At 44.7% G+C, this 23487-nt stretch carries 26 protein-coding genes; 8 read left to right on the top strand and 18 right to left on the bottom strand.

The annotated features are described in order from the left end of the window. The first annotated feature begins 101 nt into the window (after positions 1-101). The gene (locus tag MTR11_RS12190) at positions 102-722 is read left to right on the top strand and encodes an HAD family hydrolase (RefSeq protein WP_243327673.1); all 621 of its coding nucleotides are present in this window, start codon (positions 102-104) and stop codon (positions 720-722) included. 99 nt (positions 723-821) lie between these two features. On the opposite strand, the gene MTR11_RS12185 is transcribed toward MTR11_RS12190, so the two are convergent. From MTR11_RS12185 to MTR11_RS12145, 9 genes are all read right to left on the bottom strand, one after another. Next, entirely contained in the window at positions 822-1301 is a 480-nt protein-coding gene (locus tag MTR11_RS12185) for a Dps family protein (RefSeq protein WP_045373755.1), read from the bottom strand. A gap of 300 nt (positions 1302-1601) precedes the next feature. After that, positions 1602-3602, bottom strand: a complete 2001-nt coding sequence (locus MTR11_RS12180; RefSeq protein ID WP_243327670.1) for a methyl-accepting chemotaxis protein — start codon at positions 3600-3602, stop codon at positions 1602-1604. Positions 3603-3746: 144 nt separating this feature from the next. Beyond that, complete coding sequence (locus MTR11_RS12175; RefSeq protein ID WP_243327669.1) at positions 3747-4955, bottom strand: hypothetical protein; 1209 nt, start codon at positions 4953-4955, stop codon at positions 3747-3749. Then, positions 4945-5661 (bottom strand): ABC transporter ATP-binding protein, encoded by a 717-nt coding sequence (locus MTR11_RS12170; RefSeq protein WP_005391145.1) that lies wholly within the window; start codon positions 5659-5661, stop codon positions 4945-4947. The genes MTR11_RS12175 and MTR11_RS12170 overlap by 11 nt, the downstream gene beginning before the upstream one ends. Next, on the bottom strand, positions 5661-6896 hold the full coding sequence (locus MTR11_RS12165) for an ABC transporter permease (protein ID WP_243327667.1): 1236 nt from the start codon (positions 6894-6896) through the stop codon (positions 5661-5663). The genes MTR11_RS12170 and MTR11_RS12165 overlap by 1 nt, the downstream gene beginning before the upstream one ends. Beyond that, positions 6886-8115 carry an ABC transporter permease gene (locus tag MTR11_RS12160; RefSeq protein ID WP_243327666.1) on the bottom strand — a complete coding sequence of 410 codons (1230 nt, stop codon included), beginning with the start codon at positions 8113-8115 and terminating at the stop codon, positions 6886-6888. The genes MTR11_RS12165 and MTR11_RS12160 overlap by 11 nt, the downstream gene beginning before the upstream one ends. A gap of 35 nt (positions 8116-8150) precedes the next feature. After that, the gene (locus tag MTR11_RS12155) at positions 8151-8897 is read right to left on the bottom strand and encodes an outer membrane lipoprotein-sorting protein (protein ID WP_243327664.1); all 747 of its coding nucleotides are present in this window, start codon (positions 8895-8897) and stop codon (positions 8151-8153) included. Positions 8898-9014: 117 nt separating this feature from the next. Continuing rightward, positions 9015-10457: a diguanylate cyclase domain-containing protein gene (locus tag MTR11_RS12150; RefSeq protein ID WP_243327662.1), complete on the bottom strand. Its 1443-nt coding sequence runs from the start codon at positions 10455-10457 to the stop codon at positions 9015-9017. A 142-nt stretch (positions 10458-10599) separates the two neighbouring features. Further along, positions 10600-10941, bottom strand: coding sequence for an alternative ribosome-rescue factor A (locus MTR11_RS12145; protein ID WP_046873700.1), 342 nt, complete (start codon positions 10939-10941; stop codon positions 10600-10602). A gap of 365 nt (positions 10942-11306) precedes the next feature. Here MTR11_RS12145 and MTR11_RS12140 point away from each other — a divergent pair, with 365 nt between their 5' ends. The 4 genes from MTR11_RS12140 (at position 11307) to MTR11_RS12125 (ending at position 13153) form a co-directional block, all read left to right on the top strand. Further along, a complete protein-coding gene (locus MTR11_RS12140) occupies positions 11307-11516 on the top strand; it encodes a cold-shock protein (RefSeq protein WP_005375625.1) in 210 nt (69 codons plus the stop codon). A gap of 91 nt (positions 11517-11607) precedes the next feature. Further along, positions 11608-12153 carry a YaeQ family protein gene (locus MTR11_RS12135; protein WP_005391156.1) on the top strand — a complete coding sequence of 182 codons (546 nt, stop codon included), beginning with the start codon at positions 11608-11610 and terminating at the stop codon, positions 12151-12153. Then, positions 12140-12682, top strand: a complete 543-nt coding sequence (locus tag MTR11_RS12130; protein WP_243327659.1) for a hypothetical protein — start codon at positions 12140-12142, stop codon at positions 12680-12682. The genes MTR11_RS12135 and MTR11_RS12130 overlap by 14 nt, the downstream gene beginning before the upstream one ends. Before the next feature lie 111 nt (positions 12683-12793). Continuing rightward, entirely contained in the window at positions 12794-13153 is a 360-nt protein-coding gene (locus tag MTR11_RS12125; RefSeq protein WP_053809555.1) for a glutaredoxin family protein, read from the top strand. A gap of 192 nt (positions 13154-13345) precedes the next feature. Here the strand turns inward: MTR11_RS12125 and MTR11_RS12120 are convergent, their stop codons facing one another. Continuing rightward, on the bottom strand, positions 13346-13972 hold the full coding sequence (locus MTR11_RS12120; protein ID WP_048625248.1) for an OmpA family protein: 627 nt from the start codon (positions 13970-13972) through the stop codon (positions 13346-13348). A 278-nt stretch (positions 13973-14250) separates the two neighbouring features. Here MTR11_RS12120 and MTR11_RS12115 point away from each other — a divergent pair, with 278 nt between their 5' ends. Both MTR11_RS12115 and MTR11_RS12110 read left to right on the top strand, forming a co-directional pair. Continuing rightward, positions 14251-14883 (top strand): thiol:disulfide interchange protein DsbA/DsbL, encoded by a 633-nt coding sequence (locus tag MTR11_RS12115; RefSeq protein ID WP_243327658.1) that lies wholly within the window; start codon positions 14251-14253, stop codon positions 14881-14883. 13 nt (positions 14884-14896) lie between these two features. Then, the gene (locus MTR11_RS12110) at positions 14897-15370 is read left to right on the top strand and encodes an FKBP-type peptidyl-prolyl cis-trans isomerase (RefSeq protein WP_005391162.1); all 474 of its coding nucleotides are present in this window, start codon (positions 14897-14899) and stop codon (positions 15368-15370) included. An 80-nt stretch (positions 15371-15450) separates the two neighbouring features. Here MTR11_RS12110 and cyoE read toward each other — a convergent pair whose 3' ends face one another. The 4 genes from cyoE to MTR11_RS12090 are packed head-to-tail and all read right to left on the bottom strand — an operon-like array spanning position 15451 to position 18698. After that, entirely contained in the window at positions 15451-16350 is a 900-nt protein-coding gene (cyoE, locus tag MTR11_RS12105) for a heme o synthase (RefSeq protein WP_243327656.1), read from the bottom strand. Further along, positions 16343-17362: a COX15/CtaA family protein gene (locus MTR11_RS12100; RefSeq protein WP_243327647.1), complete on the bottom strand. Its 1020-nt coding sequence runs from the start codon at positions 17360-17362 to the stop codon at positions 16343-16345. Before MTR11_RS12100 ends, cyoE begins: the two co-directional genes overlap by 8 nt. Before the next feature lie 12 nt (positions 17363-17374). After that, positions 17375-17911 carry a cytochrome oxidase biogenesis cluster protein gene (locus MTR11_RS12095; protein ID WP_243327645.1) on the bottom strand — a complete coding sequence of 179 codons (537 nt, stop codon included), beginning with the start codon at positions 17909-17911 and terminating at the stop codon, positions 17375-17377. Then, positions 17901-18698 carry an SURF1 family protein gene (locus tag MTR11_RS12090; protein WP_395207081.1) on the bottom strand — a complete coding sequence of 266 codons (798 nt, stop codon included), beginning with the start codon at positions 18696-18698 and terminating at the stop codon, positions 17901-17903. Before MTR11_RS12090 ends, MTR11_RS12095 begins: the two co-directional genes overlap by 11 nt. Between MTR11_RS12090 and MTR11_RS12085 the strand changes: the two genes are divergently transcribed. Next, positions 18691-18927 (top strand): DUF2909 domain-containing protein, encoded by a 237-nt coding sequence (locus MTR11_RS12085; RefSeq protein WP_243327642.1) that lies wholly within the window; start codon positions 18691-18693, stop codon positions 18925-18927. The genes MTR11_RS12090 and MTR11_RS12085 overlap by 8 nt on opposite strands. 13 nt (positions 18928-18940) lie before the next feature. Here the strand turns inward: MTR11_RS12085 and MTR11_RS12080 are convergent, their stop codons facing one another. Genes MTR11_RS12080 through coxB form a run of 4 tightly spaced genes read right to left on the bottom strand, consistent with a single transcriptional unit; the run spans position 18941 to position 23228 of the window. Then, positions 18941-19825: a cytochrome c oxidase subunit 3 gene (locus tag MTR11_RS12080; protein ID WP_243327641.1), complete on the bottom strand. Its 885-nt coding sequence runs from the start codon at positions 19823-19825 to the stop codon at positions 18941-18943. A gap of 51 nt (positions 19826-19876) precedes the next feature. Continuing rightward, the gene (locus MTR11_RS12075) at positions 19877-20416 is read right to left on the bottom strand and encodes a cytochrome c oxidase assembly protein (RefSeq protein WP_005391173.1); all 540 of its coding nucleotides are present in this window, start codon (positions 20414-20416) and stop codon (positions 19877-19879) included. 20 nt (positions 20417-20436) lie between these two features. Next, a complete protein-coding gene (ctaD, locus tag MTR11_RS12070) occupies positions 20437-22068 on the bottom strand; it encodes a cytochrome c oxidase subunit I (protein WP_005391175.1) in 1632 nt (543 codons plus the stop codon). Then, a complete protein-coding gene (gene coxB / locus MTR11_RS12065; protein WP_052708163.1) occupies positions 22065-23228 on the bottom strand; it encodes a cytochrome c oxidase subunit II in 1164 nt (387 codons plus the stop codon). Before coxB ends, ctaD begins: the two co-directional genes overlap by 4 nt. Between the last annotated feature and the right edge of the window lie 259 nt (positions 23229-23487).

Below are 23487 nucleotides of genomic sequence, written 5' to 3'. Positions count from 1 at the left end.
TCAGTGATTTATTTTCGTACAAGTAACACGTTTGAATCTAAAATTAACAATAACCTTTTGTTTTTAGAAAGATAGCTTGGTTTAAGTCGTACGAGGTCATCATGGTTCCTTTTCCATTAAAACTTGAAAGAGTCAAAGCCGTTATTTTCGACTTAGACAATACGCTCGTCAGCTCCGATATGAACTTCAAAGATCTTCGTCAGCAACTAGGCTGTCCACAAAACGAAGATTTATTGGATTTTGTTGATAAGCTTGACCATCCACATCAGAGAGAGCATGCCCATAATGTTATCTTTGATCATGAAATTTCTGATGCTGAGCAATCATCTCCGATGCTGGGTTGCCACGAGCTTTTGGCATACTTACATCAGCATAAAGTTAAAACCGCGATAGTAACGCGCAACTGTTTGATCGCTACGCTGCGTAAGTTGGAACATAACCGAATTGATGTTGAACATGTCCTCACTCGTGAATGCTACCCAGCAAAACCTGATCCTTTATCGCTCCAAGTCCTAGCCAAAGAGTGGCGATTAATGCCAGATGAAGTACTTTATGTGGGCGATTTCCTTTATGACCTACAAGCCGCATACAACGCCCAAATGCCATCCTGCCTTGTTCACCACAATACGACTGCACAATTCCGCGACTCCGCCTCTCTTGCTGTAACAGAACTGACCGATTTACTCGAACATTTTCAGTCTTTTAAGCACATTCGCGACTAACTAGGTACTTTCATAAACAAAAGGAGCACTCGCGTGCTCCTTTGACTTATTCCCGATTTATTTATGCCTCCCCAAGTGAGTGCTTGGGTGATGCGTCGCTTAGCCTTGTAGGTAAGCGTTAAGCATCCACATTAATTTTTCTTGCTCACGGATGTAGTCACCCATCAATGCCGCGGTACCTTCATCGCCTGCTTCACCCGCGTTTTGTAGAATCTCACGCTGTTTTAGAAGTAGAACGCTAAAGCCTTGAACCAGACCTTGTACACACTCCTCACCAGAAGTCGCGTTTTGATGTTCTTTAATTTCACTTGCTTCCAAGTAGTTGCTGAATGCGTGCGCTGGTGTATGACCCAAGGTAAGAATACGCTCTGCAAGCTCATCGATTTTGGTTTGTAGATCCGTGTAGATCTCTTCAAATTTTACGTGCAGTTCGAAGAATTGCTGACCTTTGATGTTCCAGTGGTAACCGCGTGAGTTCATGTACAACACTTGGTAATGCGCTAGTAGTTGATTTAGCTGTTGAGCTAGTTGTGCTGATTGTTCGCTGTCTAGACCAATTAGGCTTACTTGTTTGTTCATAATCTTGCTCCTAGAAGGATGATACCAATCGTAGTAACGAACGATTCTCTTACCGGGATTGGTATAAAGTTTAAAAATTCTTTTGCAGTATTTGCTGCCGATGGAGTCATATTACGACTCCACCTCGGTGAAGAAAATTTGGTTTTAGCTATGATTTAAATAGACAAATCCAATGAGCAAGCAGACGAATATCGGCGTATCATCCAACAAAAAGCCCCAACCCTTTTTGTGTAAAAAGGATTGGGGCTTTTTTACTATTTGGTTAACGTTCAAAAGTAGATGAACAGACGTAAACCTTATCTACGCCGTTTTAAAAGTTGCCATCTGTTGATTCAGCTCAGTAACTTGCTCTTTTACTTGCAATGATGTCTCTGATGCACGTTGGCTGTTATTCGAAACCTCATCCACTGATTGAGTAATACCGGACATCAATCCAGTGATCGAATTGGTCGCATGAGATTGCTGCTCTGCCGCTGCCGCAAGCTCTGCCATTTGTTCATTCAAAGAACCAATTTGCTCGGTCGTGACAAGCAAACGAGTTACCGCTTTTTCAATGTGCTCAGCGCCCTGCTCCGCAAGTGATTGACTGTGTTCAATCTCCTCAACCACCGAATGGGTCGAGCGTTGAATCGCATTGATGATACCGTTGATTTCTGTCGTCGATTGAGTAGTGCGCGTCGCTAACATGCGTACTTCGTCTGCCACGACTGCAAAGCCTCGTCCTTGGTCGCCCGCACGCGCCGCTTCTATCGCGGCATTCAATGCCAGTAAGTTAGTTTGCTCTGCCAAGCCTTCAATCACTTCCGTCACTCGACCAATGGCTTCGCTCTCTTTGCTTAACTGCGTTACTTGCGTGCTCGCGGTTTCAATGCTGCCGTGCAAGCTTTCCATGGTGACTTTATTTTGCTCTAAAGCATCACGACCTTGTTCAATCTCGCCTTTTGAATCAGAAAGCTTCTGCACCGATTGATTGGCTTGATCTAGAGTGTTACGCGCGGCTAAAGCGATTTCATCCAATTGGCTTCCCATTTCAACAATGCTGGTCTGTTGCTGTTCCACATTCGATGAAGTGACTTGCGCCGATTCCAACAAAGCTCCCATGCTGGTATCCACTTGATGCGCTTTCTCACTCACCCCGGCCACGATGCTCGCTAACGATTGGTTCATGCGGTTAATCGAATCGGTAAGGTCTGCCAATTCATCTTTCCCAACAACAGTGAGCGAAGGCTGAGAAACGTCCCCTGAAGCGATCGTCTTTGCTCGCTCCGATAAGTTTTTCACTCGGCGACCAATGGTGTTGCCCATGTATTTTGAAATCGCTACTGCGGCAAACAAAACCAACGCTGCCGCAATCAGCATGGTGGTGAGTACGTTCTTGATGGACTGATTAATGCCCTGTCCGCTTTGATCAGCACGACTTTGCTGCGCCAATACGATCGTCTCTAAGCTTTGGTCTAGGGCATCTGCTGCTGGCAACAGTTCGTTCGCCATCAGCAAGTTTGATTCGTTCCACTCTGGCGATTGACGCAATGCAATTACCTGCTCTGCTAAAGGAAAGTACAGTTGCTGCATTTCTTTAAACAGTGACCACAATGATTGGTCGTTATCAGTCAGTCTGTCGAGTTTACTGTCGATTTCCGCCACGGACTGATTGTGGTACTTAATCAAGTCGTGGTATTTGTCCAGATGATCTTGCTGCCCGTACAACAGGAAATCTCGCAAAGCAGACAGTGCATTGGCGAGTGAGGTATAGCTGTCGGCATAAACTTTAAACAGACGCTTTCTGTCTCCACCAAATGGGTTTCCTGACTCTTCATTGATTAAGCTTTGAAGCTGATCAAGTGCTACTTCTGCAATGGGTGCCGCTTCGTTAATAAAGAGGTTATGCGCGGGTAAGTTTTCGTCACTGTGGCTAAGTTCAATCAACTTGTTCAGAGAAACTTTTACTGCGTCCCACTGGCTTTGGATCGCTTGAAAATCCTGTTCAGAGATCAAAGCCTGCAACGTCGGAAGCGACTCGTCTGTTGACACCATGATATTACGCACGTCCTCACTCAGACGTGCGCTAGCCTCTTCATCGCCACCTAGCAACATGTAGGCTCGAATAGAAGACAACGACGCTTGAACGGACTGTTGGATACCGCGACTGGTGTCTACGGTCGGTAAATCGGATTTAAGTAGCGAAGAGGCGTATTGCTCTACGGTGGTGACGTTGCGATACGTGAATACCGCTGATGCCATAAAAAGTACGGCTAGCAGCACAAAACTGAGCTGCAACTTCCCTGATATCGTAAGGTTCATCCATAAACTCCTGACAACGATGAGCCTTAAATATAACGATGTTTATAAAAATGTTAAATGCTTGTATCAAAAACAACTTCAGAACAAGGCATTATTTGTGATTGATTGCATTATTTAGGGATAGCAGCTAAATGAAAGGCGTCTCTAGTAACTATACCGGATATTAGCAAACACCAAAGTTGCAGGTGTTTCTCCAAATAAGCTGCCGTCCGTACCGTTAAAATGTTGAACTACAGTTAGCAGTTGCCAATTATCACTGAGTGAATAGCTGCTGGATAATCCAGCAAAGTAAGAGCCATCATCATAGTAACTAGCCGATAAGGTGACGCGGTTGAGCGCCGTTAAGTCGAAGCTAGCATCGGCATAAACAGTATGCTCCGTGAAGCTCAAGGTTTTCGCAGAGAGAGGGAGGTTTAGGTAAGATAATGCGCTGCTCGCTGACTTTGGTTCAGAAATAAACAACCAAGCACCTCTCACCATCCAGTTACGCACACCACCAAAACTGTAGTCTGACTCCAAACTAGCGACTGTCGTATCCTCAGTAGGCTGACCTTGACGCTCTGTATCAATAGGATCAAACCAGCTTAACTCGCCTCGAAACCCGGCTTGATAGATATCCGTCGCAAACCCTGCTCCAAGAACATAGTCTTGCCGAGATCGACCCGCAATGATTTGATAGTCCCAACCAGAAACGTTGGAGAAATATCGTAGTGACGTGCTGTTTTCTTTAGACTGCTTTGACGGAGAGAAAACGAGATCTAACCCGTCGGCAAACCCAAGTTTTTTACTCACCATGACAGCGTCGGTGCCCGCCCGCTCTTCGTAATCAAAGTCGTAAATAGAATAGGCGTTGTAGATGTCGTTTGGGTTCCAAATGGTGTTCATTGACCAGTTGACCCGGAACCGCCCTAACCTTGCACCCCAATCTTGGTCACTCCAAGAGACGTAGAGTCGATCCAGTTGGGTATTGAGGATTACATTATCTTCTCGCCAGTTTTTGCTTAGATCAAAATACCCATTATCAAGCGCCACGAGTTCCGCATATTGAGGAATCTCAAGCGCATCGCCCCACAATGCTCTATTCCTGATACCAAGATTTATTCGCCATTCAGGAGAAAAGCGATATTCAACGTTAATCCGGTTATGGAGTAGATGGTCAAGGGTATTATCCTGCTCGTCAGGCATACTATAGGTCACCATGTATTTCACATAGCCATTGATATCCCATGCTTTTTCAGGCTCCAAACCCGGTATGCTGGCATTAGTTTTAATGCAAATTACCGCAGGACTTAACGCAAAAAAAAGCCGCAATAACTTGGATAGTAAGCTTACGCCTTCTACTCTACCACGCATGGCTCTTCTCTATGGTGTTATCAATGTTGGCAAAATCTCGTGCCAAACGCCCGTCCTCAAATACTATGATTCGATGTGCGCGCTTAATAACTCTAGGATCATGGGTAGAAAAGATAAATGTCGTGCCTTCTTTTTCACTGAGTTGTTCCATGATATCAAGCAGCTCGGCTGTACTTTTTGCATCTAAGTTGGCGGTAGGCTCATCTGCCATTACAAACCTTGGTTTTGGTGCCAATGCTCTTGCAACCGCAACTCTCTGTTGTTGGCCTCCAGACATTTTACTCGGACGTTTATGCATCTGCTGTGATAATCCAACCTGTTGCAGTAGCGCGCTGGCGCGTTCACGACATTCCCTTTCTGTTTTCCCTTGCAATTGCATAACAAACTCGACGTTTTCAAGAGCTGTCAGTACGGGGAGCAGACTATAATCTTGGAAGATAAAGCCAATGTTATCGCGTCGATAAGCGATCAACTCTTTTTCTGACATATCAGAGATTAAGCATCCATCAATTTCCACGCGTCCTGATGTAGGGGAATCGATCCCGCCCAACATGTTTAGTAGGGTCGTTTTCCCTGAACCAGAAGGTCCCATAATAGCGACAAACTCACCTTGCTTGATCTCCAAATCTACGCTCTGAACCGCATGTACCGGAAAGTCACTCTTTGGGTTGTACGTCTTGGATAAGCCTTCCAATTTAATCGTCATTACGTTTTCTCCGCCATGGCATCCGCAGGTCGATGTTTGAGAATTTGCCTTGCTGGATACAAAGCCGCAAATAAGCTTGCGACAAAAATAGCCACAATAATCAATTGATATTCATAAAACGACACTCTTGGATAAAGCAAGGTATCGACGCCATAAGCACCTAATCCATCCGCAAGTGCGCCAAGCGATAAGCCAGTAATACTCAGTATTTTCAACATGACTGCGCTTCCTAATAACCCTAGCGCGCAACCACTCAAACCAAGGAATAGCGTTTCCAAAATAATCAGTGTGCGAATTTTATGCTGCTGCATGCCAACCGCCATTAACACCCCAAACTCTTTCGTTCTTTCAAAAACTGACATCAGCATGATATTGATGATTCCCAGAGTCATGGCAAGTACGAAAACGACCAACATAATTTGGTTAGAGATATCCATTGAGCTCATCATTGTTGCGAGTAAAGGCTGTATTTCTTGCCATTTTCTCACGACCAATTGTTCACGGTTGGCTTGTGGCAATATTGATAACGTAAATGCCTCTGCACTTTCTAGCTGTTCAGTCTCGTTGGAGTTCAACAAAACGCCAATTTCATGCGCACCCGACAAGCCTGCGATTGTTTCGAGATCGACTTTACGAACGTAGACATTACCGTCATCAAACGTGGTGGATGGCGTTTTAAAAATACCTCGAACGCGAAAAGCTGCGCCAGATACATCACCCTTGATGTCAGATAATGTTAAAACCACTTTCGATCCAACACGCAGCTTCAACCGATTTGCGGTTTTTTGCGAAACGAGAATGGGGTTTCTTCCCACTTCGTTTAACCATTCTCCGTCTATCACATGGCTTGTAAGCGGTGTGATACTTTGCTCTTGTTCAATATTGATGCCATTGATCCGAACGCCTCTCGTACTGCGCGCAGAAGCAATCATGCCATCAGCAAGAAATCGCGCCGATACCGCTTTAACATCTTGATGTGCAGCCAAAGCGGCCGTTATCGTTTGATAATTCGTTATTGTGTCACTAAGGTCAGGATTATTAAGGTAGGATTTCTGATGCACTTGTAGATGACTGGTTTGCCACGCAATCGCGTTTTTGATCATGCTGTCGACCAAACCGTTCATGAATCCAATCATGGCAACAACGCCCATTAAGCCGAACACCATCGCTCCCAGCATAATGGAAGTTCTGAGCTTGTTCCGCCATAAATTACGCCACGCCAATTTAATCAACATGCGCGCCTCCTTTTAGCCCACTAGCAATGGGCAAGCGAAGAAGTCTAGCCATCGGATACATCAGACATAACGATAAAATAACGAGAACGACAAGAATTTGATCCATTAACAAATAAGGGGCTAGCGAAACAGGTACGATTGGTTCAAAGCCACTCTCCAGCATCACTTGTGCAGCATCGCCTGTAATCTCAATCGGATTGATATAGAAATACGCAAGCACAGGCGCGCTGATCAAGACACCGAGCACAAGACCAATAACGGAGATAAACATCGATTCAATGGCGACGAGCCCCATAAGCTTGCTGCGCAACATACCCGCCGCGAGCATCACCGCAAATTCACGCTGGCGCTCTAACGTCATCATCAAAATCGTGGCAAACAGGCCAAAACCAACAATGCCGTACAAGATATAGATCAAAAAGATCCCACCCGCTTTGTCCAAGGCTATCTGTTGAGAAAGTTCTGGCGACAGCTCCTGCCAGCTTTTTACTGCGACGCCATTCCCGTAGTGGCGCTTTAGTTGTTTAACAATGTCAGGCAACACGCGTAAACTTTGAGTGTTAAGGACCCATGCGGTGACTTGGTTATCAAGCGAATACAACGCTTGTGCGGTATCAAGAGGCATGTAGACCAACTGAGAATCTAACTGCTGCAAAGGAAAGTGCAAAATACCGGACACCTGATACAGTCCAGCCGCCGTTTGACCACGATAACCCGAACCATACAACACCAGTTCATCACCAACGTTCAAATGAAGGTAGTTTGCCAAGCCCTCACCAACAAGCACCGAGTTTTGTCCAGATGCAATAAAGCGCCCTTGTACGATTTTGTCACTAATGCTGGAGTAGCTATCTTCAGCGTCAGGCTCAACGCCGAGCACCATCACGCCTTTGGATCGTTCGTCTTTGGCGGCAAGCGCAAATGACTCAATTCTCGGCAGAACGATGTCGATATCAGGATTATTTTTGGCAGATGCAATGAACGCAGGCGTTTGAGGAAGGACATCATCAATGCTAGAGGAGTCCCCAAAATCGGGATGTTGTAGCTGAATTAATCCCGTATAGAACTTCGCAGCGTTTTTAATATTTGAGGAGTAACTTCCTTCTTGGAACGCTCGAGTCAGTAAGGAGAGAAACAGAACAAGAGCTAACGCAGAAGCGGTTAACAATGTCCGCCGTTTTTGCCGCCATAGATTTCGCCATGCGAGCTTGATGAGCATCCGATTCTCACCTCTTATCTAAACCAAAATCCACCCTAATCTCGCAGAGCCTTCATTTGCTGCTGGGAGAAAAAGTCATCATCGATATCAAAATCAAATTGCGCTTCGTGCGTAATCAAAACCGTTTTATTTCCTGGTTTATCTATCGGCTGCATCTCCATGCGAGTCGCAACGTCTCGCCCACCCAACGTTTTCACATCGTAAGTCGTCAAAACATTTACCAGTTCATCAAATTCATCGTAAAACTCGACTTTGCGCTGTAACAAGCTCGTTTGAGAAATCCACAGTCTGACTTTGCTCCAAACCACTGGGGCGTCAGGCTTGGCAAGTGCATCAACTACCCAAACTTTGTCGCCATCAAAGGTTTCACTTTGAAGCAGTTGATGTTGATAATCGACAACAATAGAAGATTGGTTAATTAAATCATCATTCGTGAAGTCTGATCCCATCCAAGACTGACTGAGCATGGATGGCGCAATTTTAATCACTCGCTCTATACTCGGCACCCAATTCCACATTTCTCTATGACGTTTTAACGAGGCGCTACCTTTATCTTTCGCCGGAGCAGTCACCAAGACCAAAGATAATTCCGTACCTTTCGTCCAACTCTTCATGGTCATTGAACGTGACCAGCCAGGGCGAACAATTTTCATGGTGGCTTCGCTATAACTAGATTTCCCGCGCATCGCTTGATCAGACTTTTGGACTATATCGAAAGCGCTCTCAGCGTAAGAAAAAGAAGAGAGAAGTACACAAGCGAGAACACAAAACGTTTTATACATACCTTCCCTTTGTACCGACACGACCTAGAATTTGAAGCTAAACGGGTATAATAATTTTAAATTCAATTGAGTATAGCAAGTGAGGATTTAGAAATAGCGATTGGTGACTCAAAAACGCTAAGGGACTTGACGAAGCTCAGGTTGAACTTGGCTGTCTGTTATGACTTGAAACACAGCGCGATTTTTACCTTCAGACTTACCTTGATACATCAGTTGATCAGCGTCTTGTAAATTCACGATGTGAGTAAATTCAGGGTAGTATGCGCAGCCTAAGCTAATGCTCAAATGAATCGCTTGCCCACCAAGGATAATAGGTTGTTCGTACACGGCTTTGCAGAGCATTTGAGCAAAGTTGCGCGCTTCTCGCTCAGAGAGCGATGCCGTCACGAGTGCGAACTCTTCTCCGCCAATTCTCGCCAAGGTCATACGTTCATCAGTCATTGATTTTGCTGTTTCAGCCACGGCCACTATCGCTCTATCTCCGACAAGATGACCGTATTGGTCATTAATTGATTTAAAATCATCAATATCAAATACCATTACCGTCAAGCTTCGCTGCAAGTGATTCAAGAGCGCCAATTGTTCAATCAAGTGTCTACGGTTGTAGAGTTTTGTTAGGGAATCCGTTAACGTCATCTCCAGCAATTGCTGGTTGGCAATCGTCAATTGTCTTGTGCGCAGCGCAACCATGCGTTTGAGTGCGAAGATATGATACAGCGTCGCAACCGCCATAACGAAAATCGCAATAGGTAGGAGATAAAGAGGATAGACCGTTTTCACCACACTCCAGCGATTGAGGATCCTTTCTCGATCTGTATCGATAACTTTTTCAAACGCTCGAGAGACATCCAAAATGGAAGCAGAACTATGCAACCCTGCTGCAATCCGAAGGTCTTTACTATATAAATTTATTACAGGAACAAACATGCCTGCTCCCGGCATAGTTGCCATATAAAAGTTAGCAACTTGAAGGTCCGCGACAAAATACAGCACCTTCTTATCGACAGCAGCCTGTATCATCGTGTCGTTATTGATGTACTCTGCGATAGGCGCATTAGGATAATTCGTCTTAATAAACTCAGACTCGTAACTTCCTTTAACGACACCAATTGGCAACGTCATTTCACCAGCTAAAACACTTTTGACATCAATCGAAAGCACGTCTTGATTGACATATAATTTAGTTTGAATGGGCATGATAACTGCGCCAAAATCCAAGTAATCGGCTCTTTCCGATGAGTAAACCAATCCCGCGTGAAAGTCAGCACGCCCCTCTTTTACGGCCTGTAAAGAAGCCTCCCAATCAAGAAGCAGAAACTGAACATCAATTTGGTTGTCCGCCGCATACGCTTTCCAGAAGTCGATCAAAATGCCTTTGGGTTCACCGTCTGGGCTAAGGTAAGAGAATGGCTTCCAAGCTTTGGAGTTAGCAACAATTAAAGAATGAGACTCTGACTTGTGCGCATACGTCATCGGGCAAATAGACAGCCATAGTAGTAACAAAGACGCACACGCTTTTGTATACTTGCAACCATAAGTACCATAACTCGTCGATGACATACCTACTTCTCACCAGTCTTTTTAAACCATAATCTCGGCTGTTTTGTCTGATCTAAAGATATAGCAGAGCGGTGTCGGACAGGAAGTGGCTCCTATTGATATGAATCTAACTTAGTAGGTTTTAGTACTTATTTGGTACTTTTCAGCGTCTAGTTTTAAGAAGAAAGCTAGCCAGTATAAGGTGAGGTAAGAGTGATTTAACTAACACTAACCCATTGAATTTGAATAGTTTGATAAAAACCAGCTTCAATAAAAAAGCCCTATTCAAAATCCACATCGGGGAGAACTTTGAATAGGGCTCTTTGCCTCTATGCTTCATTTTCCGACTGAAGCTGCCTTTACCTTTTTTCGCTTTTACGACACGTGTTCTGAACAATTGACTGGTGACAACCGCTTTTAACGCATTGTCCTTGATTTCACCTCTGCCGAAATCGGTCTCGTGTTGTAACTCATTCGGCTGAGGACTGGTTTTAGGTTTTGCCATAAATCCTCCTTAATGGTCGAACCAGATTGGACAATAATTATATAAATAAGTCAAATTTATAGATTTAGTTGAATTTTATGCTGAAAAACTTCACATCACCGTCATTTATTTGAAATTTAATCAAAAACATGCTGGTTAAATAGTGACTAAATACAAATATTTGTCCATAAAGCACTAATATATGTTGACTCTTCGTGGAATTAACCTAGACTCAAACACGGCTAGAAAGAAAGTTCTTTGTTTTCACATTTCGTTGGATTACTTGTAACCCGTCGTCCTGTGGTACGCAATAGCAATTTATTTTTCCACGCTATAAGCGCCGTTGAGGCGAAAGATTACATTATTTAGATATTTAGGAAATAGACATGTCTAACACAGCTACTGGCACAGTTAAGTGGTTCAACGAAACTAAAGGCTTCGGTTTCATTCAACAAGAAAACGGTCCTGACGTATTTGCTCACTTCTCTGCAATCACTGGTGACGGCTTCCGTACTCTAGTTGAAGGCCAGAAAGTAGAATTTGTTATCTCTCAAGGTCAAAAAGGCCCTCAAGCAGAGCAAATCAAAGTACTTTAATTCTTAAAGAATTTGATACGATAGCCAGCTTCTAAAGCTGGCTATTTTTTTGTCTATAACTTATTTTTGCCAACAAAAACGATATAAATCCATGGCTCTTAAACCGACTATTTATAAATTTCGTATCGCCATTTCCGATATGAATAACGACTATTACGATTCTAAAAATCTAACTATCGCCCTTCACCCTTCAGAAAAACCTCAACGAATGCTGGCTCGTGTTTTAGCTTACTGCTTAAACGCTCAAAGTAATTTAGAGTTTACGAAAGGGCTTTCTACAATTGAAGAGCCTGATTTATGGCATGTTGGCGATGATCAAAGCATTACTCACTGGATTGAAATTGGCGAACCAGAACCAGAAAGAATTAAGAAAGCCTCTCGCCTAGCAAAACACGTGAAAGTCTACACTTATAACACTAAAGCGACGGTATGGTGGGATAAAATGTCAGGAAAGTTCTCAATGCTTCCCGTCAACGTAGAAAGCTTTGACTACGACGCTATCGACTTGATTTGTCAGCACCTTGACCGAGGCACTAGCCTTTCTGTTATGATTACCGGCAGCTCTATTTTTGTTGATATCAACGATCAACACGTCGAAGTAACGGTGAAGGAACTAAAAAGCCATGACGTCTCTTAGTGAACTGAGTCAAGAGATGGGATTCAAAGAAATTCCCTTCGTTAAAGAACATAAAGCGGCAAAGCGACGTTGGTTAAAAGAACAGTCACAACTGTTTACAAAAGTTTGTGAGAACAAACCCGCCACGGCGCCTACTCTTCACCTGCTTGGTCTTTTGACTAAGTCGCATATTGAAGCCAGCGCTAACTATGAGCAACATGCGCATTCTGCCCAGCAAATGCAGCAAGTGCTGACTGACTCCTTGGGTGCTGAGCACGCGGATAAGTTCACTAACCAGTCCGCAGAAGACCTTATCTTGATAACCCACCTTTGGCTTTATACTCAAGGCTATTTGAATATGGACTTTAGCTTGGCGCACGATCATGCCGAGCAAACTCAGAATACATTGCAACACGAGCTTGTTGTAAAACGCATGGATGTTGATGCATTCAGAACCGAACTGATGCAAAGCTTTTATCTAGGTAGAGAAGCCAGTCCAGCTTCGACTAGCGGTTTTTGGGGCAGGTTAAAACGCTTATTTTCCGCATAAAATACATGGTTTTATCCATTTCAAACAACTGATAGACTTCACGCTCAATCCAATAAGCATCATTATTGCATTTTTAAAGGACAGTTACCCAATGAACATCAAGGGATCATTATGAAGTTTATCCGTTGGATTTTAGGCAAGGTTATCTTATTGCTGAACGCTGTGTTCTCACCTCGTGGTATTAAACGCAGTGCAGAAGAACAACAACGTATTGATGAAAAAGCAAAGCAATACGCACTTTACCAATTTGAAGCTTGCCCTTTTTGCGTAAAAGTCCGCCGTGCAATGAAGCGTCAGTCAGTGAACATTGAGCTACGTGATGCAAAAAATAACCCGACTCATCGAGCTGAACTAGAGCAAGGTGGTGGACGAATTAAAGTCCCTTGCCTGCGTATCGAAAAAGATGGCGAAACACAGTGGCTATACGAGTCATCTGACATCGTCGCTTACGTTGAAAAAGAATTTGCCTAAGTTCCCCCTATGAACATTGGCGGATGTAAAAGAGGCACCATACAGGTGCCTCTTTTCTATTCAGTCTAGCTGCTCGTTGCTATGCCTAGCCTTTGGGTTCACTCTTCTTGCTCATTCCCAGACGGAAACGCCAGTAAACACATAAGGGCTCAGTGAAAACGACACGACGTAGTTTATCGACCAGCCATCGCCTTACTCATCAACGATCAGCGTTAGCTCTACGCGTCGATTACAAGCTTTGCCACTGGCTGTCGAATTACTGCACTGCGGCACATACTCGCCAAAACCTCTAGAAAATACGCGTTGACGAGGAATACTCGTCGCCAGTAGTTGCTTTTCCACTTCACGAGCTCGCTTTTCTGACAACGTGTCATTAAAGCTGGCAGCTCCTGTGCTATCGGCATGGCCATCGATCACGACATCCACATCCGTTCTTCCTGCTAGATAGTGACCAATGTTTCGAATCCAGTCTTGAGATTGCGCTGATAACTGAGCAGAGCCAGTTTGAAAATGCACTTGCTCTTTCAAACGTATCATTAAGTGACCGCCACTGAGTGTCTCATGAGGAATATTGTGCCTGTTCAGAAACATTTCCAGAGAGGTCACATTTTGCGACTTTTTTACTGATGCCCTCTCAGTCTGATACGTGCGAGGTGAAGAAGCCACACTGGAAGCACTCGGATAGCCCCACTCAGGATGTCTCAGCTCGGTGTTTGTTTTAGGAGCTGTATCTAAAATGTTCCCGCCAGGAACCATGTCTTGATCAAGGCTACTGCACCCAGTCAGAATGCCGCAAACAATTAAAAACCACTGCTTCATACCACTACCAACTTAGAAAAACTCTTGTCCATTGTGTCGACAAAACACGCCGAATCTTTAGCGCTTTTATCCACCGATTGGTTTGTATATGCAGCGTTCATGCCACTGGAATCAATATCAAGTCTCTCTCAAATAAAAAGCGATGCCAAAATACCTCCCTGCAGCCTACACATCAGGAAAAGTCTGTTACCAATCGTCTCACTTTATTGTTATTTAATGGTTTTAGTCACTATCGTTAACCGATAAACTAACGCAAATTTCTTACTTAGAGCATTATTATGTTAAAAACCATATCGAAAGGCTTTGCTGTGATTGCCGCTATGATGGCTTTGTCGGCATGCGATAGCGGCAACACTCAGCCTCAGCAAGGCAAACAATACGAAGTTTTGCCTGTATCTCTTCAAGAATATGATTTAACTCCCCTGACTGAAGCATTCTCTTTAACGTGTGGCCACTGTCGCTCAATGGAAGAGTTTGTCCCTCAAATTGAATCATTGACCGAGCAAAGCGTTGAAAAAATGCATGTAACTTTCAATGAAAGTGCACAAGTAAGCGCCATCATCTTCTACACTGCAGTCATGCAACTAGAGTCGACACCTGACAAAGCATTTATGGCGGATCTTTTTGCTGCCGTACAAATGGGTCCTGATGCGACTGCTGAGGAACGTCAAATCGCCGTAGAGAAAGCCTTTGAGTCTCGCAACCTTATCAGCCCTTACCATTTAGATGAAGCACAGCAAAAAACGCTGTTTGAGTACGTCACTAAGGCAGAAGCGATCACGACTCGCGGCCAAATTAACTCCGTTCCAGCCTTTATCGTTAACGGAAAATACCAAGTCATTACTGGTGGTCATGACAGCGTCGAAGCCATGGCAAAAACCATTAACTATTTGCTAAAACAACCTAAATAGACAAGGAGCTTACGTGTCTAAATTTTTGTTTCCTCTCATTATTTTCATTCTGGCGGGCTTTTTCATTTACCGTACTTGGACAAACCATAAAGTAGCGGATGAAAACTTTGCGAAAGGCCAAGCATTCTTGCTCGAGAATGCGAAGAAAGAAGGCGTCATTACAACAGAAAGTGGTCTTCAATATATTGTTCTTGAAAAAGGCGAAGGTGAGGTTCACCCAACCGCGACAAGCAAAGTCAAAGTGCACTACCACGGTACGTTGATTGATGGCACTGTGTTTGATAGCTCCGTTAATCGCGGTGAGCCAATTTCGTTTGGTCTTAACCAAGTCATTAAAGGCTGGCAAGAAGGCCTGCAATACATGGTCGAAGGTGAAAAAATCCGCCTTTTCGTACCAAGCACGCTCGGTTATGGCAAAAGTGGCTCAGGCCCAATTCCACCAGCAAGTGTTTTGATCTTTGATGTTGAATTGTTAGAGATTCAATAATTCTAGAAACTTTGCATTAAAGCCAACTATCAAAACCAAAAACGCCGCGAACCACGCGGCGTTTTCTGTTTAAAGAGAGGCTACAAGCCAATATAGTGATCCGAAAGCAATGCAATGAACAACGCAAAAAGGTGATAGATAGAAAATTTAAACGTCTCCATCGCGGTATTGGGCTCTGGCGCGTATTTTAGCTTCCATGCATGGTACATAAAGCCAGCGTTAAGTAGTAACGAGGCAAAAAGATAAACTACGCCGACCATTCCAACCAACACCGGCAGCACACAAACCAACGTCAACAATACTGTATACAACAGAATGGAAGTTTTGGTGTACTCGATACCATGTGTCACTGGCAACATTGGAATATCCACCTTACGATAGTCCTCTACGCGATGAATTGCGAGTGCCCAAAAGTGTGGTGGCGTCCAGATAAAAATGATCATCACAAGCAGCCAAGCATTCGCATGCAACTGCCCTGTTACGGCAGTCCAACCGAGAAGAGGCGGCATCGCACCCGCAATACCTGCAATTACGATATTTTGCGGAGTAGCGCGTTTGAGGTACATGGTGTACACCATCGCATAGCCGAGTAAACTCATCAAAGTCAGCCATGCCGTCAGTGGGTTAACCAGCGCATACAAAAGAACAAACCCTATGACGCCTAACGCCGTCGCAAAGGTTATCACCGATAACGGCTTAGCTTCACCCGATGGCAACGGACGTTTGTGTGTGCGAGCCATTCTCGCATCAATGCGGCGGTCAATCAGGTGATTAAACGCTGCCGCGGAGCCTGCCATCAAACCAATGCCTGTTAGGCCAACCGCCGCCTGCAACCAAGGAAACTCAGTAACAGGCGCTAAACTCATCCCGACAACGGCCGTCACCAGCATTAATGCGACTACTTTAGGCTTCGTTAACTTCAAATAAACGAAACTTAGTCGCTTTCGCTCATTTAACGACAGTGCGATTTCTTTACTCATAGCGAACTCCTTTCGCGGTGTAACTCCAAGCTTTTTTGCCCTGCCACAAATAAAACTGACTCACACAAACAAGACTCAACATAATGGCGGCACCCAAGTTATGTGCCACGGCGACATAAATAGGAAGTTGGAATACAACGTTGCTCACGCCCAACATAACTTGACACGCTAAAGTGAGTAGTAACCATCCTCCAATGCGCTGTGAATGATGGGAATCTTGCCTCATGAGCATAATGCTATAAGCCAATACGACGGTAGCGGTGACCATCGCACCGAGGCGATGCGTAACATGTATGGTCATTCTTGCGGGATACTCCAATACACCAAACTCGTAATTCTCGAATCCGGTTTGCCAGAAAGAAAACGCCTCTTTCCATGAGAGATGACTCATCCAATCTCCCTCACAAATCGGCAGTGAGGTGCACATGAGCGCGGCATAGTTTGACGAAGTCCACCCTCCTAGCAGCACCTGCATAAAAACAACCAGAAAAACCAATAATGAGAAGCCTCGCAGCGAGCTGGAAGATGGAGAGAAATAGAGATTATTTTGCGCTTTTAACTGGCAGTAAAAAATCGCCTGCAGAACCAGTAAAGTAAAGCCACCAAGCAGATGAAGCATTACGATAACTGGCATTAATTTGAGCGTCACGGTCCACATCCCCAAAAGTGCTTGCCCGACCACCAGTACACTGAGCAGCATCGGAATAGTAGGATTCACGCGCTCAGACCTCATTGATATCACTGTCATGGCAAAAATGACCAAACCCAACGTTCCTGCAAAATAGCGATGAATCATTTCAAGCCATGCTTTCTCATGCTCGACAGCCCGTTCAGGGAAATTAAGATTGGCACGTATTACGTCTTCTTCTTGATGAGGCACACCAAGGTGCCCATAGCAGCCGGGCCAATCAGGGCAACCTAACCCTGCATCAGAAAGGCGAGTATACGCGCCTAACATGATCACCACGAAAGTTAGGAGCAAACTGAATTTAACCAACTGAATTAACTTCATATACGCCCCTTTCTAACCAACTCGTGACAATTTTAAGAGCTTGCGTAAATCCGCCAACATACCTTTGTTGAACGAGACTAAATCTTCATTCGGTTGCGGCGAGTAAGACATCACCAATTGCCCCAGAGGATCAACGATTAACATTTGTCCGGGTTTCACTTTGGCGGTAACCGATTGATTAATTTGCATTGTCGTCATCGATACATCTATGGTATCGGACAACTCTGTCTGCCAAAGCACCGGCACCACACGCTCTTGATATTTTCCTAAAGCGACATGGCTTTGCTGAAGCAGGTAAAGCTGCTGCCTGCATTGTTCTGTGCACTCATTAGGTAAAACATAAGCGAGTTGCCACCTGTGCTCCTTGAGTGGGGACTCTTGACCAAGTAGCTCTAACGTTGTGTATGGTTCAACTAACACACCTCTATTGGTCACACCGCTTTGATACCACCCTTGGGTGAGAATGACCTTAGCGATGACGGCAGGAAGCGCAAACGTACACACCAACGCAATCAACATTAGCCGCCCTTTGGTTACTTTAGATGTCATGCTTCACCTCCATGTGACGCAACTTTCTTTGCCAACGAACAAAAACAATTAAGGTCAATAACAAGAAAACGCCCGCCATCGAAAACCACTGAATCGAATAACCGAAATGCTTGGCGCTGTTGAGCGGCAATGGGTTCCAAGGAAAGTCGTAAGGCCAATTTTTTAGATTGTCTGGCTGCAAGACTGCGGGCATAAGTTCAATATTAAGTAGCTGATTCAGATGCACGATATTAAGGTTCTGCACACGAATGGCATCGCCAACTTCTGGCATTAATTCAGAGCTCAACGGGTTAGCAGATTTTCGGTACAGACGTCCCGAGATAAAGGTCGACACTTCGAGTGTTGTGACGGTTGGTAATATTGAACGATCTGCTATTCCCTCCACAAAACCAAGCTCTAATAATGCATAGGTTCCTGATTCATCACTCATAGAGACAATCTGAAATGCTAAATAGCCCACATTGCCCTGATGCGTTTGGTTATCCAGTAAAATCACGGGAAACGCCTGAGGAACAACATTAGCTTCCACTTTTTTCCCGAGAATGCTGCCTTCTCTCCAATCGTTTTCTTCAAGAACTTCGCCTAATGCTTGGTACGCACTATCCGCTCGCGCAAGAATGGCTTGTTCCAAAGCCTGTTTTTCTTGCCCTCTCTCAAGCTGCCAAAAACCCAGTTTGACCAAAAGAGAAAACACAACCACAGTTAAACCAACTGCAACCCAAAACCGTTTCGATAGCCATAATTGTCTCGATAACAACAACGATGAAACTGGAGGTGCTATGTCCACCGTATTTCTATTCAAACTGACGCTTGTCCTTTTGCTGCTTTTCATTATCTTCAACCTCGCAAAAGCGCTTATCGAAATGGTTCGTGAAGACCCAGATAATCCCGAAAAAAGAGACAAACCTATGAGTCATTACTTAGGCCGTCGAGTCATGTTCTCCGCTTTGGTGGTCGTCCTTCTGCTTATTGCGCTCAGCTCGGGCTGGCTGGCTCCGACCCCCCGTCCTTACTAATCGCCCAATGCACCTACAGCACGTACACAAACACAAACAGACATAACCAAACCACATCCACAAAATGCCAATACCAACTACCTGCTTGGAAGGCAAAATGGTTCTTAGACGAAAAATGATCTTTAGCGATTCGGAGCAATAATACGATTAAGAAAATCGTCCCAAGACAAACGTGCAAACCGTGAAAACCCGTCAGCATAAAGAAGGTGTTTCCGTAGATACCAGATTGCAACGTGAGCCCCATTTCTTGATAAGCATGAGCATACTCGACCGCTTGGTAATATAGGAAAAAGCCCGCAAGCACGATGGTGATTTCCAACCAAACAATCAGTGCCGTTCTTTTGTCTTTTTCAAGGCTTATGTGCGCCATATGTAGCGTAATCGACGACAATAGCAGCAAAACAGTATTAGTAAGGGGAATGCCCTGCCACGGCATAGCTTGTGTTGTTTCTCCACCCGGAGTAAGTGTGAGTGGCCACATCGCTTCGAAGGTTGGCCACAAAACCTCGTTGGTCATGAAGTTGTTATCTGCCCCACCTAACCAAGGCACAGAAATCATCCTGGCGTAAAATAACGCACCAAAAAAGGCACCAAAAAACATCACTTCAGAGAAGATGAACCAGCTCATCCCTTGGCGAAAAGAACGAGTAATTTGTGAGCTGTACTTTCCACTCAGTGACTCAGTAATCACATTACTAAACCAGCCCGCCAACATGTAAAGCAAGAACAGAAAACCTACCGCTAACACAATGCTACCAATGGTTCCCACAGCCCCTTCACTTTGTGTCCCCTGAACGGTCATTCCTGCACCAACGGCAACTAAAAATAGAGCAAACGCACCGATGATCGGCCAGCTACTTTGAGCGGGAACATAATATGTTCCTGGCTTGTTACTCATAATTTCTCTCCTTACTGACCAGCCTTGGTCTGTATCTCTCTCCTTGAGTGGCTAAGAACCTGTAGGAGGGGGAAGTTTATAGAGTGTGTAAGACAGCGTTAACGTGTGTATCGACTCCGGTAAGTCCGGTTCGATATAAAAAATCAACGGCATTTGAGCTTGTTGTTTGCCATCCAAAGGCTGTTGGTTAAAACAAAAGCACTCAATCTTATTGAAATAAGCGGCACCATTCCCGGGAGAAACAGAGGGAACGGCTTGCCCTACCAACTTCTGCCCGCTTTCATTAAATGCAAGGTATTCGGTTTGCACGACTTCACCGGGATGAACGTCCATCGAAATCACTTTGGGTTTAAACTCCCAAGGCATATCGGGGCTTACATGCGCCATAAACTCCACGCGAATGGTTCGGCTCATATCCGGTTGCATACCAGTTGGTTGAATGGCGGCCACTTCACTTGTTTTTCCATTGATACCCAGTGCATCGCACATTACGTCATACAATGGGACAAGTGCGTAGCCAAACCCGAACATCAAAAGGGTCGCTAAAAGCAACTTCACTGTGAGCTTTTTGTTTGATGGATTCGGTTTCATCTCACTCACCCTATTCGTTTCTAATCGACTTTAGGCGGCGTAGTAAACGTATGATGGGGCGCCGGGCTTGGCACCGTCCATTCTAAGCCCTCCGCACGTTCCCACGGTTTTGCAGCGGCCTTTTCACCGCCACGAATACACTTAATCACCACCCATAAAAAGATCAATTGTGACAACCCAAACGCAAATCCACCAATGGAGACGATTTGATTGACATCAGCAAACTGAATAGCGTAATCCGGGATACGTCTTGGCATACCCGCTAAACCTAGAAAGTGCATCGGGAAAAACAAAACATTAACTGAAATAATCGAGCACCAGAAATGCCACAAACTCAGTTTGTGGTCGTACATATTGCCTGTCCACTTAGGTAGCCAATAGTACGCAGCCGCCATAATCGAGAATACAGCACCAGATACCAACACATAGTGGAAATGCGCAACCACGAAGTAAGTGTCATGATATTGGAAATCCGCCGGCACAATCGCCAGCATCAACCCTGAGAAACCGCCAATCGTAAAGAGCACAATAAAGGCAATGGCAAACAACATTGGCGTTTCAAATGTCAGAGCCCCACGCCACATGGTGGCGACCCAGTTAAAGACTTTCACCCCTGTTGGTACCGCAATCAGCATGGTGCAATACATAAAGAAAAGCTCTGCAAAAACTGGCATCCCCGTTGTAAACATGTGATGCGCCCACACAAGAAAAGACAGCAACGCAATACTGCACGTCGCGTAAACCATCGAATGATAACCAAACAGCTTCTTGCCACTGAAAGCAGGAAGGATAGCAGAAATGATGCCAAACGACGGTAAAATCATGATGTACACTTCTGGGTGACCAAAAAACCAAAATATGTGTTGGAACATCACCGGGTCACCGCCACCAGCAGCATCAAAGAAGCTAGTCCCGAAATATTTGTCAGTAAGAACCATCGTCACCGCGCCTGCTAATACCGGCATAACCGCGATCAACAAGAAAGCGGTGATTAACCAAGTCCAAACAAACATTGGTAACTTGAACCAAGTCATTCCCGGAGCTCGCATATTTACTATCGTCACGATAACGTTGATCGCGCCCATAATGGAGCTGATACCCATGATGTGAACAGAGAATACAAACAGCGCGGTGCTATCTGGGCCATAAGTCGTGGACAACGGAGCATAGAACGTCCAGCCAAAATCGGGGCCGCCGCCAGGTAAAAACAACGAGCTCAACAAAATAAGAAATGCAAAAGGTAGAATCCAGAAGCTCAAGTTGTTCATGCGAGGTAGCGCCATATCTGGAGCACCGATCATCATTGGAATCATCCAGTTAGCAAGGCCCGTAAATGCTGGCATCACAGCACCAAACACCATCACCAAACCGTGTACCGTAGTCATTTGATTAAAAAACTGTGGATCAACCAGCTGAAGTCCAGGCTGGAATAATTCGGCACGAATGACCATCGCCATCGCCCCACCAGTCAGAAACATCGCAAAACTAAACCAAAGGTACAGGGTGCCAATATCTTTATGGTTTGTGGAATACAGCCAACGAGCAATACCTTGGGGAGCATGATGATCATGGCCATCATCAATCGCAATGGTACTGTTTGCACTGGCTTCCGCTGGAGCAGACTTCACTGCCTTTTCTATTGGCTTACTCATATTTCCTCCTTAGCACTGCCTTGTGCCTTAAAGGCATTCACATCGGATGCTTGCACCGTATCATCAGTGTCGTTGCCCCATGCGTTTCGCTGGTATGTGATGACCGCAGCAATTTCTTTGTCACTTAACTGGTTCGAAAAAGACTGCATTGCAGTGCCCGGACGGCCATTCACAATCACATCAATGTGCTCTGAAATTGGGCCTGTTGCGATAGGACTGCCCTTAATCGCGGGAAATGCACCCGGAATCCCCTCACCATTAGCCTGATGGCACACAGCACAACGCGCCGTGTATATCGATTCGCCCTGCGACATCAACTCATCCATGGATAAGTCTTGAGAGAGCGCCTCTTGTGCCGCCGCTTTTTGAAGTGCGATTTCTTCCTTCTTACTCGCTAACCATTCATCAAACTTTTCTTCTTCCATCGCATGCACCACCACCGGCATGAACCCGTGTGCACGACCACAGAGCTCCGCACATTGACCGCGATATACGCCTGGCTCATCAATTCTTGTCCATGCTTCATTAATAAAACCAGGGATGGTGTCTTTCTTGACAGCAAAATCCGGCACCCACCATGAGTGAATAACATCATCAGAAGTCATCAAAAAACGCACTTTGCGATTCACAGGCAACACCAAAGGGTTGTCTACTTCCAATAGATAATGCGCGCCTTTTGTCTCGATACCATCAATTTGCTTTTGGCTGGTGGCAAGCAAACTGAAGAACTCAACATCTTCACCAAAATAGCTGTAATGCCATTTCCATTGCGAGCCTGTGATCTTGACCGTGATATCTGATTGGCTTGTGTCTTCCATTGCGACTAAAGTTTTCGTTGCGGGAATCGCCATGGCGACAAGAATGATGATAGGTATGACTGTCCAAATAATTTCCACTTTTGTACTTTCGTGGAAATGTGCGGCAACTGCTCCTTTTGACTTGCGATGACGAAAGATGGAATAGAACATGACACCAAATACAATCAAAGCAATTACGCAGCAGATATAGAAAATCAGCATATGTAATTCATACACTTGCCCACTTATCGCTGTGACCCCTTTGGTCATGTTGTAGTCACTTTCCTTTGACCAACTGAAAGAGGAGAATGTGATTAAAATCACATTCAGTGATAAGGCTAGAGTAGTCGTTAATCTTTTCAAAAGATCTCTCCTCTGCTCAGCCGCTACGCTTGCGCGAGCTTCCTTGCGTCCCGATGCAAATATCGAACAACTTTACGAAAAATCACAAAAACTACGATTTCGACACGGTTTGTTATATTTATGTTAAAAGGCTAGTTATAGTTCCAAGGTTCTTCAAGAAATTAAATATGATTAAATTTTGTTCGGATAAGAAAAATTAATTCGGTTTATCGATTGCCCTCTTTGAAATGTAATTGAGAACCATTTACATTAATTTAAA

This window comes from Vibrio sp. CCB-PB317 (genome assembly GCF_022808245.1).
Lineage (GTDB): Bacteria > Pseudomonadota > Gammaproteobacteria > Enterobacterales > Vibrionaceae > Vibrio > Vibrio diabolicus.
Note: the sequence above shows the minus strand (reverse complement) of the source record. Positions and strands in the feature narration are given on the sequence as shown.

Bases quoted from the DNA above. Each gene is read 5' to 3' on its own strand.
- MTR11_RS12145 (WP_046873700.1), bottom strand. From the start codon at position 10,941: ATGGCAAAACCTAAAACCAGTCCTCAGCCGAATGAGTTACAACACGAG.
- MTR11_RS12130 (WP_243327659.1), top strand. From the start codon at position 12,140: ATGACGTCTCTTAGTGAACTGAGTCAAGAGATGGGATTCAAAGAAATT.
- MTR11_RS12120 (WP_048625248.1), bottom strand. From the start codon at position 13,972: ATGAAGCAGTGGTTTTTAATTGTTTGCGGCATTCTGACTGGGTGCAGT.
- MTR11_RS12100 (WP_243327647.1), bottom strand. From the start codon at position 17,362: ATGAAGTTAATTCAGTTGGTTAAATTCAGTTTGCTCCTAACTTTCGTG.
- MTR11_RS12190 (WP_243327673.1), top strand. From the start codon at position 102: ATGGTTCCTTTTCCATTAAAACTTGAAAGAGTCAAAGCCGTTATTTTC.
- MTR11_RS12075 (WP_005391173.1), bottom strand. From the start codon at position 20,416: ATGAAACCGAATCCATCAAACAAAAAGCTCACAGTGAAGTTGCTTTTA.
- MTR11_RS12150 (WP_243327662.1), bottom strand. From the start codon at position 10,457: ATGTCATCGACGAGTTATGGTACTTATGGTTGCAAGTATACAAAAGCG.
- MTR11_RS12170 (WP_005391145.1), bottom strand. From the start codon at position 5,661: ATGACGATTAAATTGGAAGGCTTATCCAAGACGTACAACCCAAAGAGT.
- MTR11_RS12140 (WP_005375625.1), top strand. From the start codon at position 11,307: ATGTCTAACACAGCTACTGGCACAGTTAAGTGGTTCAACGAAACTAAA.
- MTR11_RS12175 (WP_243327669.1), bottom strand. From the start codon at position 4,955: ATGCGTGGTAGAGTAGAAGGCGTAAGCTTACTATCCAAGTTATTGCGG.
- MTR11_RS12095 (WP_243327645.1), bottom strand. From the start codon at position 17,911: ATGACATCTAAAGTAACCAAAGGGCGGCTAATGTTGATTGCGTTGGTG.
- MTR11_RS12165 (WP_243327667.1), bottom strand. From the start codon at position 6,896: ATGTTGATTAAATTGGCGTGGCGTAATTTATGGCGGAACAAGCTCAGA.
- MTR11_RS12135 (WP_005391156.1), top strand. From the start codon at position 11,608: ATGGCTCTTAAACCGACTATTTATAAATTTCGTATCGCCATTTCCGAT.
- cyoE (WP_243327656.1), bottom strand. From the start codon at position 16,350: ATGAGTAAAGAAATCGCACTGTCGTTAAATGAGCGAAAGCGACTAAGT.
- MTR11_RS12115 (WP_243327658.1), top strand. From the start codon at position 14,251: ATGTTAAAAACCATATCGAAAGGCTTTGCTGTGATTGCCGCTATGATG.
- MTR11_RS12160 (WP_243327666.1), bottom strand. From the start codon at position 8,115: ATGCTCATCAAGCTCGCATGGCGAAATCTATGGCGGCAAAAACGGCGG.
- MTR11_RS12185 (WP_045373755.1), bottom strand. From the start codon at position 1,301: ATGAACAAACAAGTAAGCCTAATTGGTCTAGACAGCGAACAATCAGCA.
- MTR11_RS12085 (WP_243327642.1), top strand. From the start codon at position 18,691: ATGTCCACCGTATTTCTATTCAAACTGACGCTTGTCCTTTTGCTGCTT.
- MTR11_RS12180 (WP_243327670.1), bottom strand. From the start codon at position 3,602: ATGAACCTTACGATATCAGGGAAGTTGCAGCTCAGTTTTGTGCTGCTA.
- MTR11_RS12155 (WP_243327664.1), bottom strand. From the start codon at position 8,897: ATGTATAAAACGTTTTGTGTTCTCGCTTGTGTACTTCTCTCTTCTTTT.
- MTR11_RS12080 (WP_243327641.1), bottom strand. From the start codon at position 19,825: ATGAGTAACAAGCCAGGAACATATTATGTTCCCGCTCAAAGTAGCTGG.
- ctaD (WP_005391175.1), bottom strand. From the start codon at position 22,068: ATGAGTAAGCCAATAGAAAAGGCAGTGAAGTCTGCTCCAGCGGAAGCC.
- MTR11_RS12125 (WP_053809555.1), top strand. From the start codon at position 12,794: ATGAAGTTTATCCGTTGGATTTTAGGCAAGGTTATCTTATTGCTGAAC.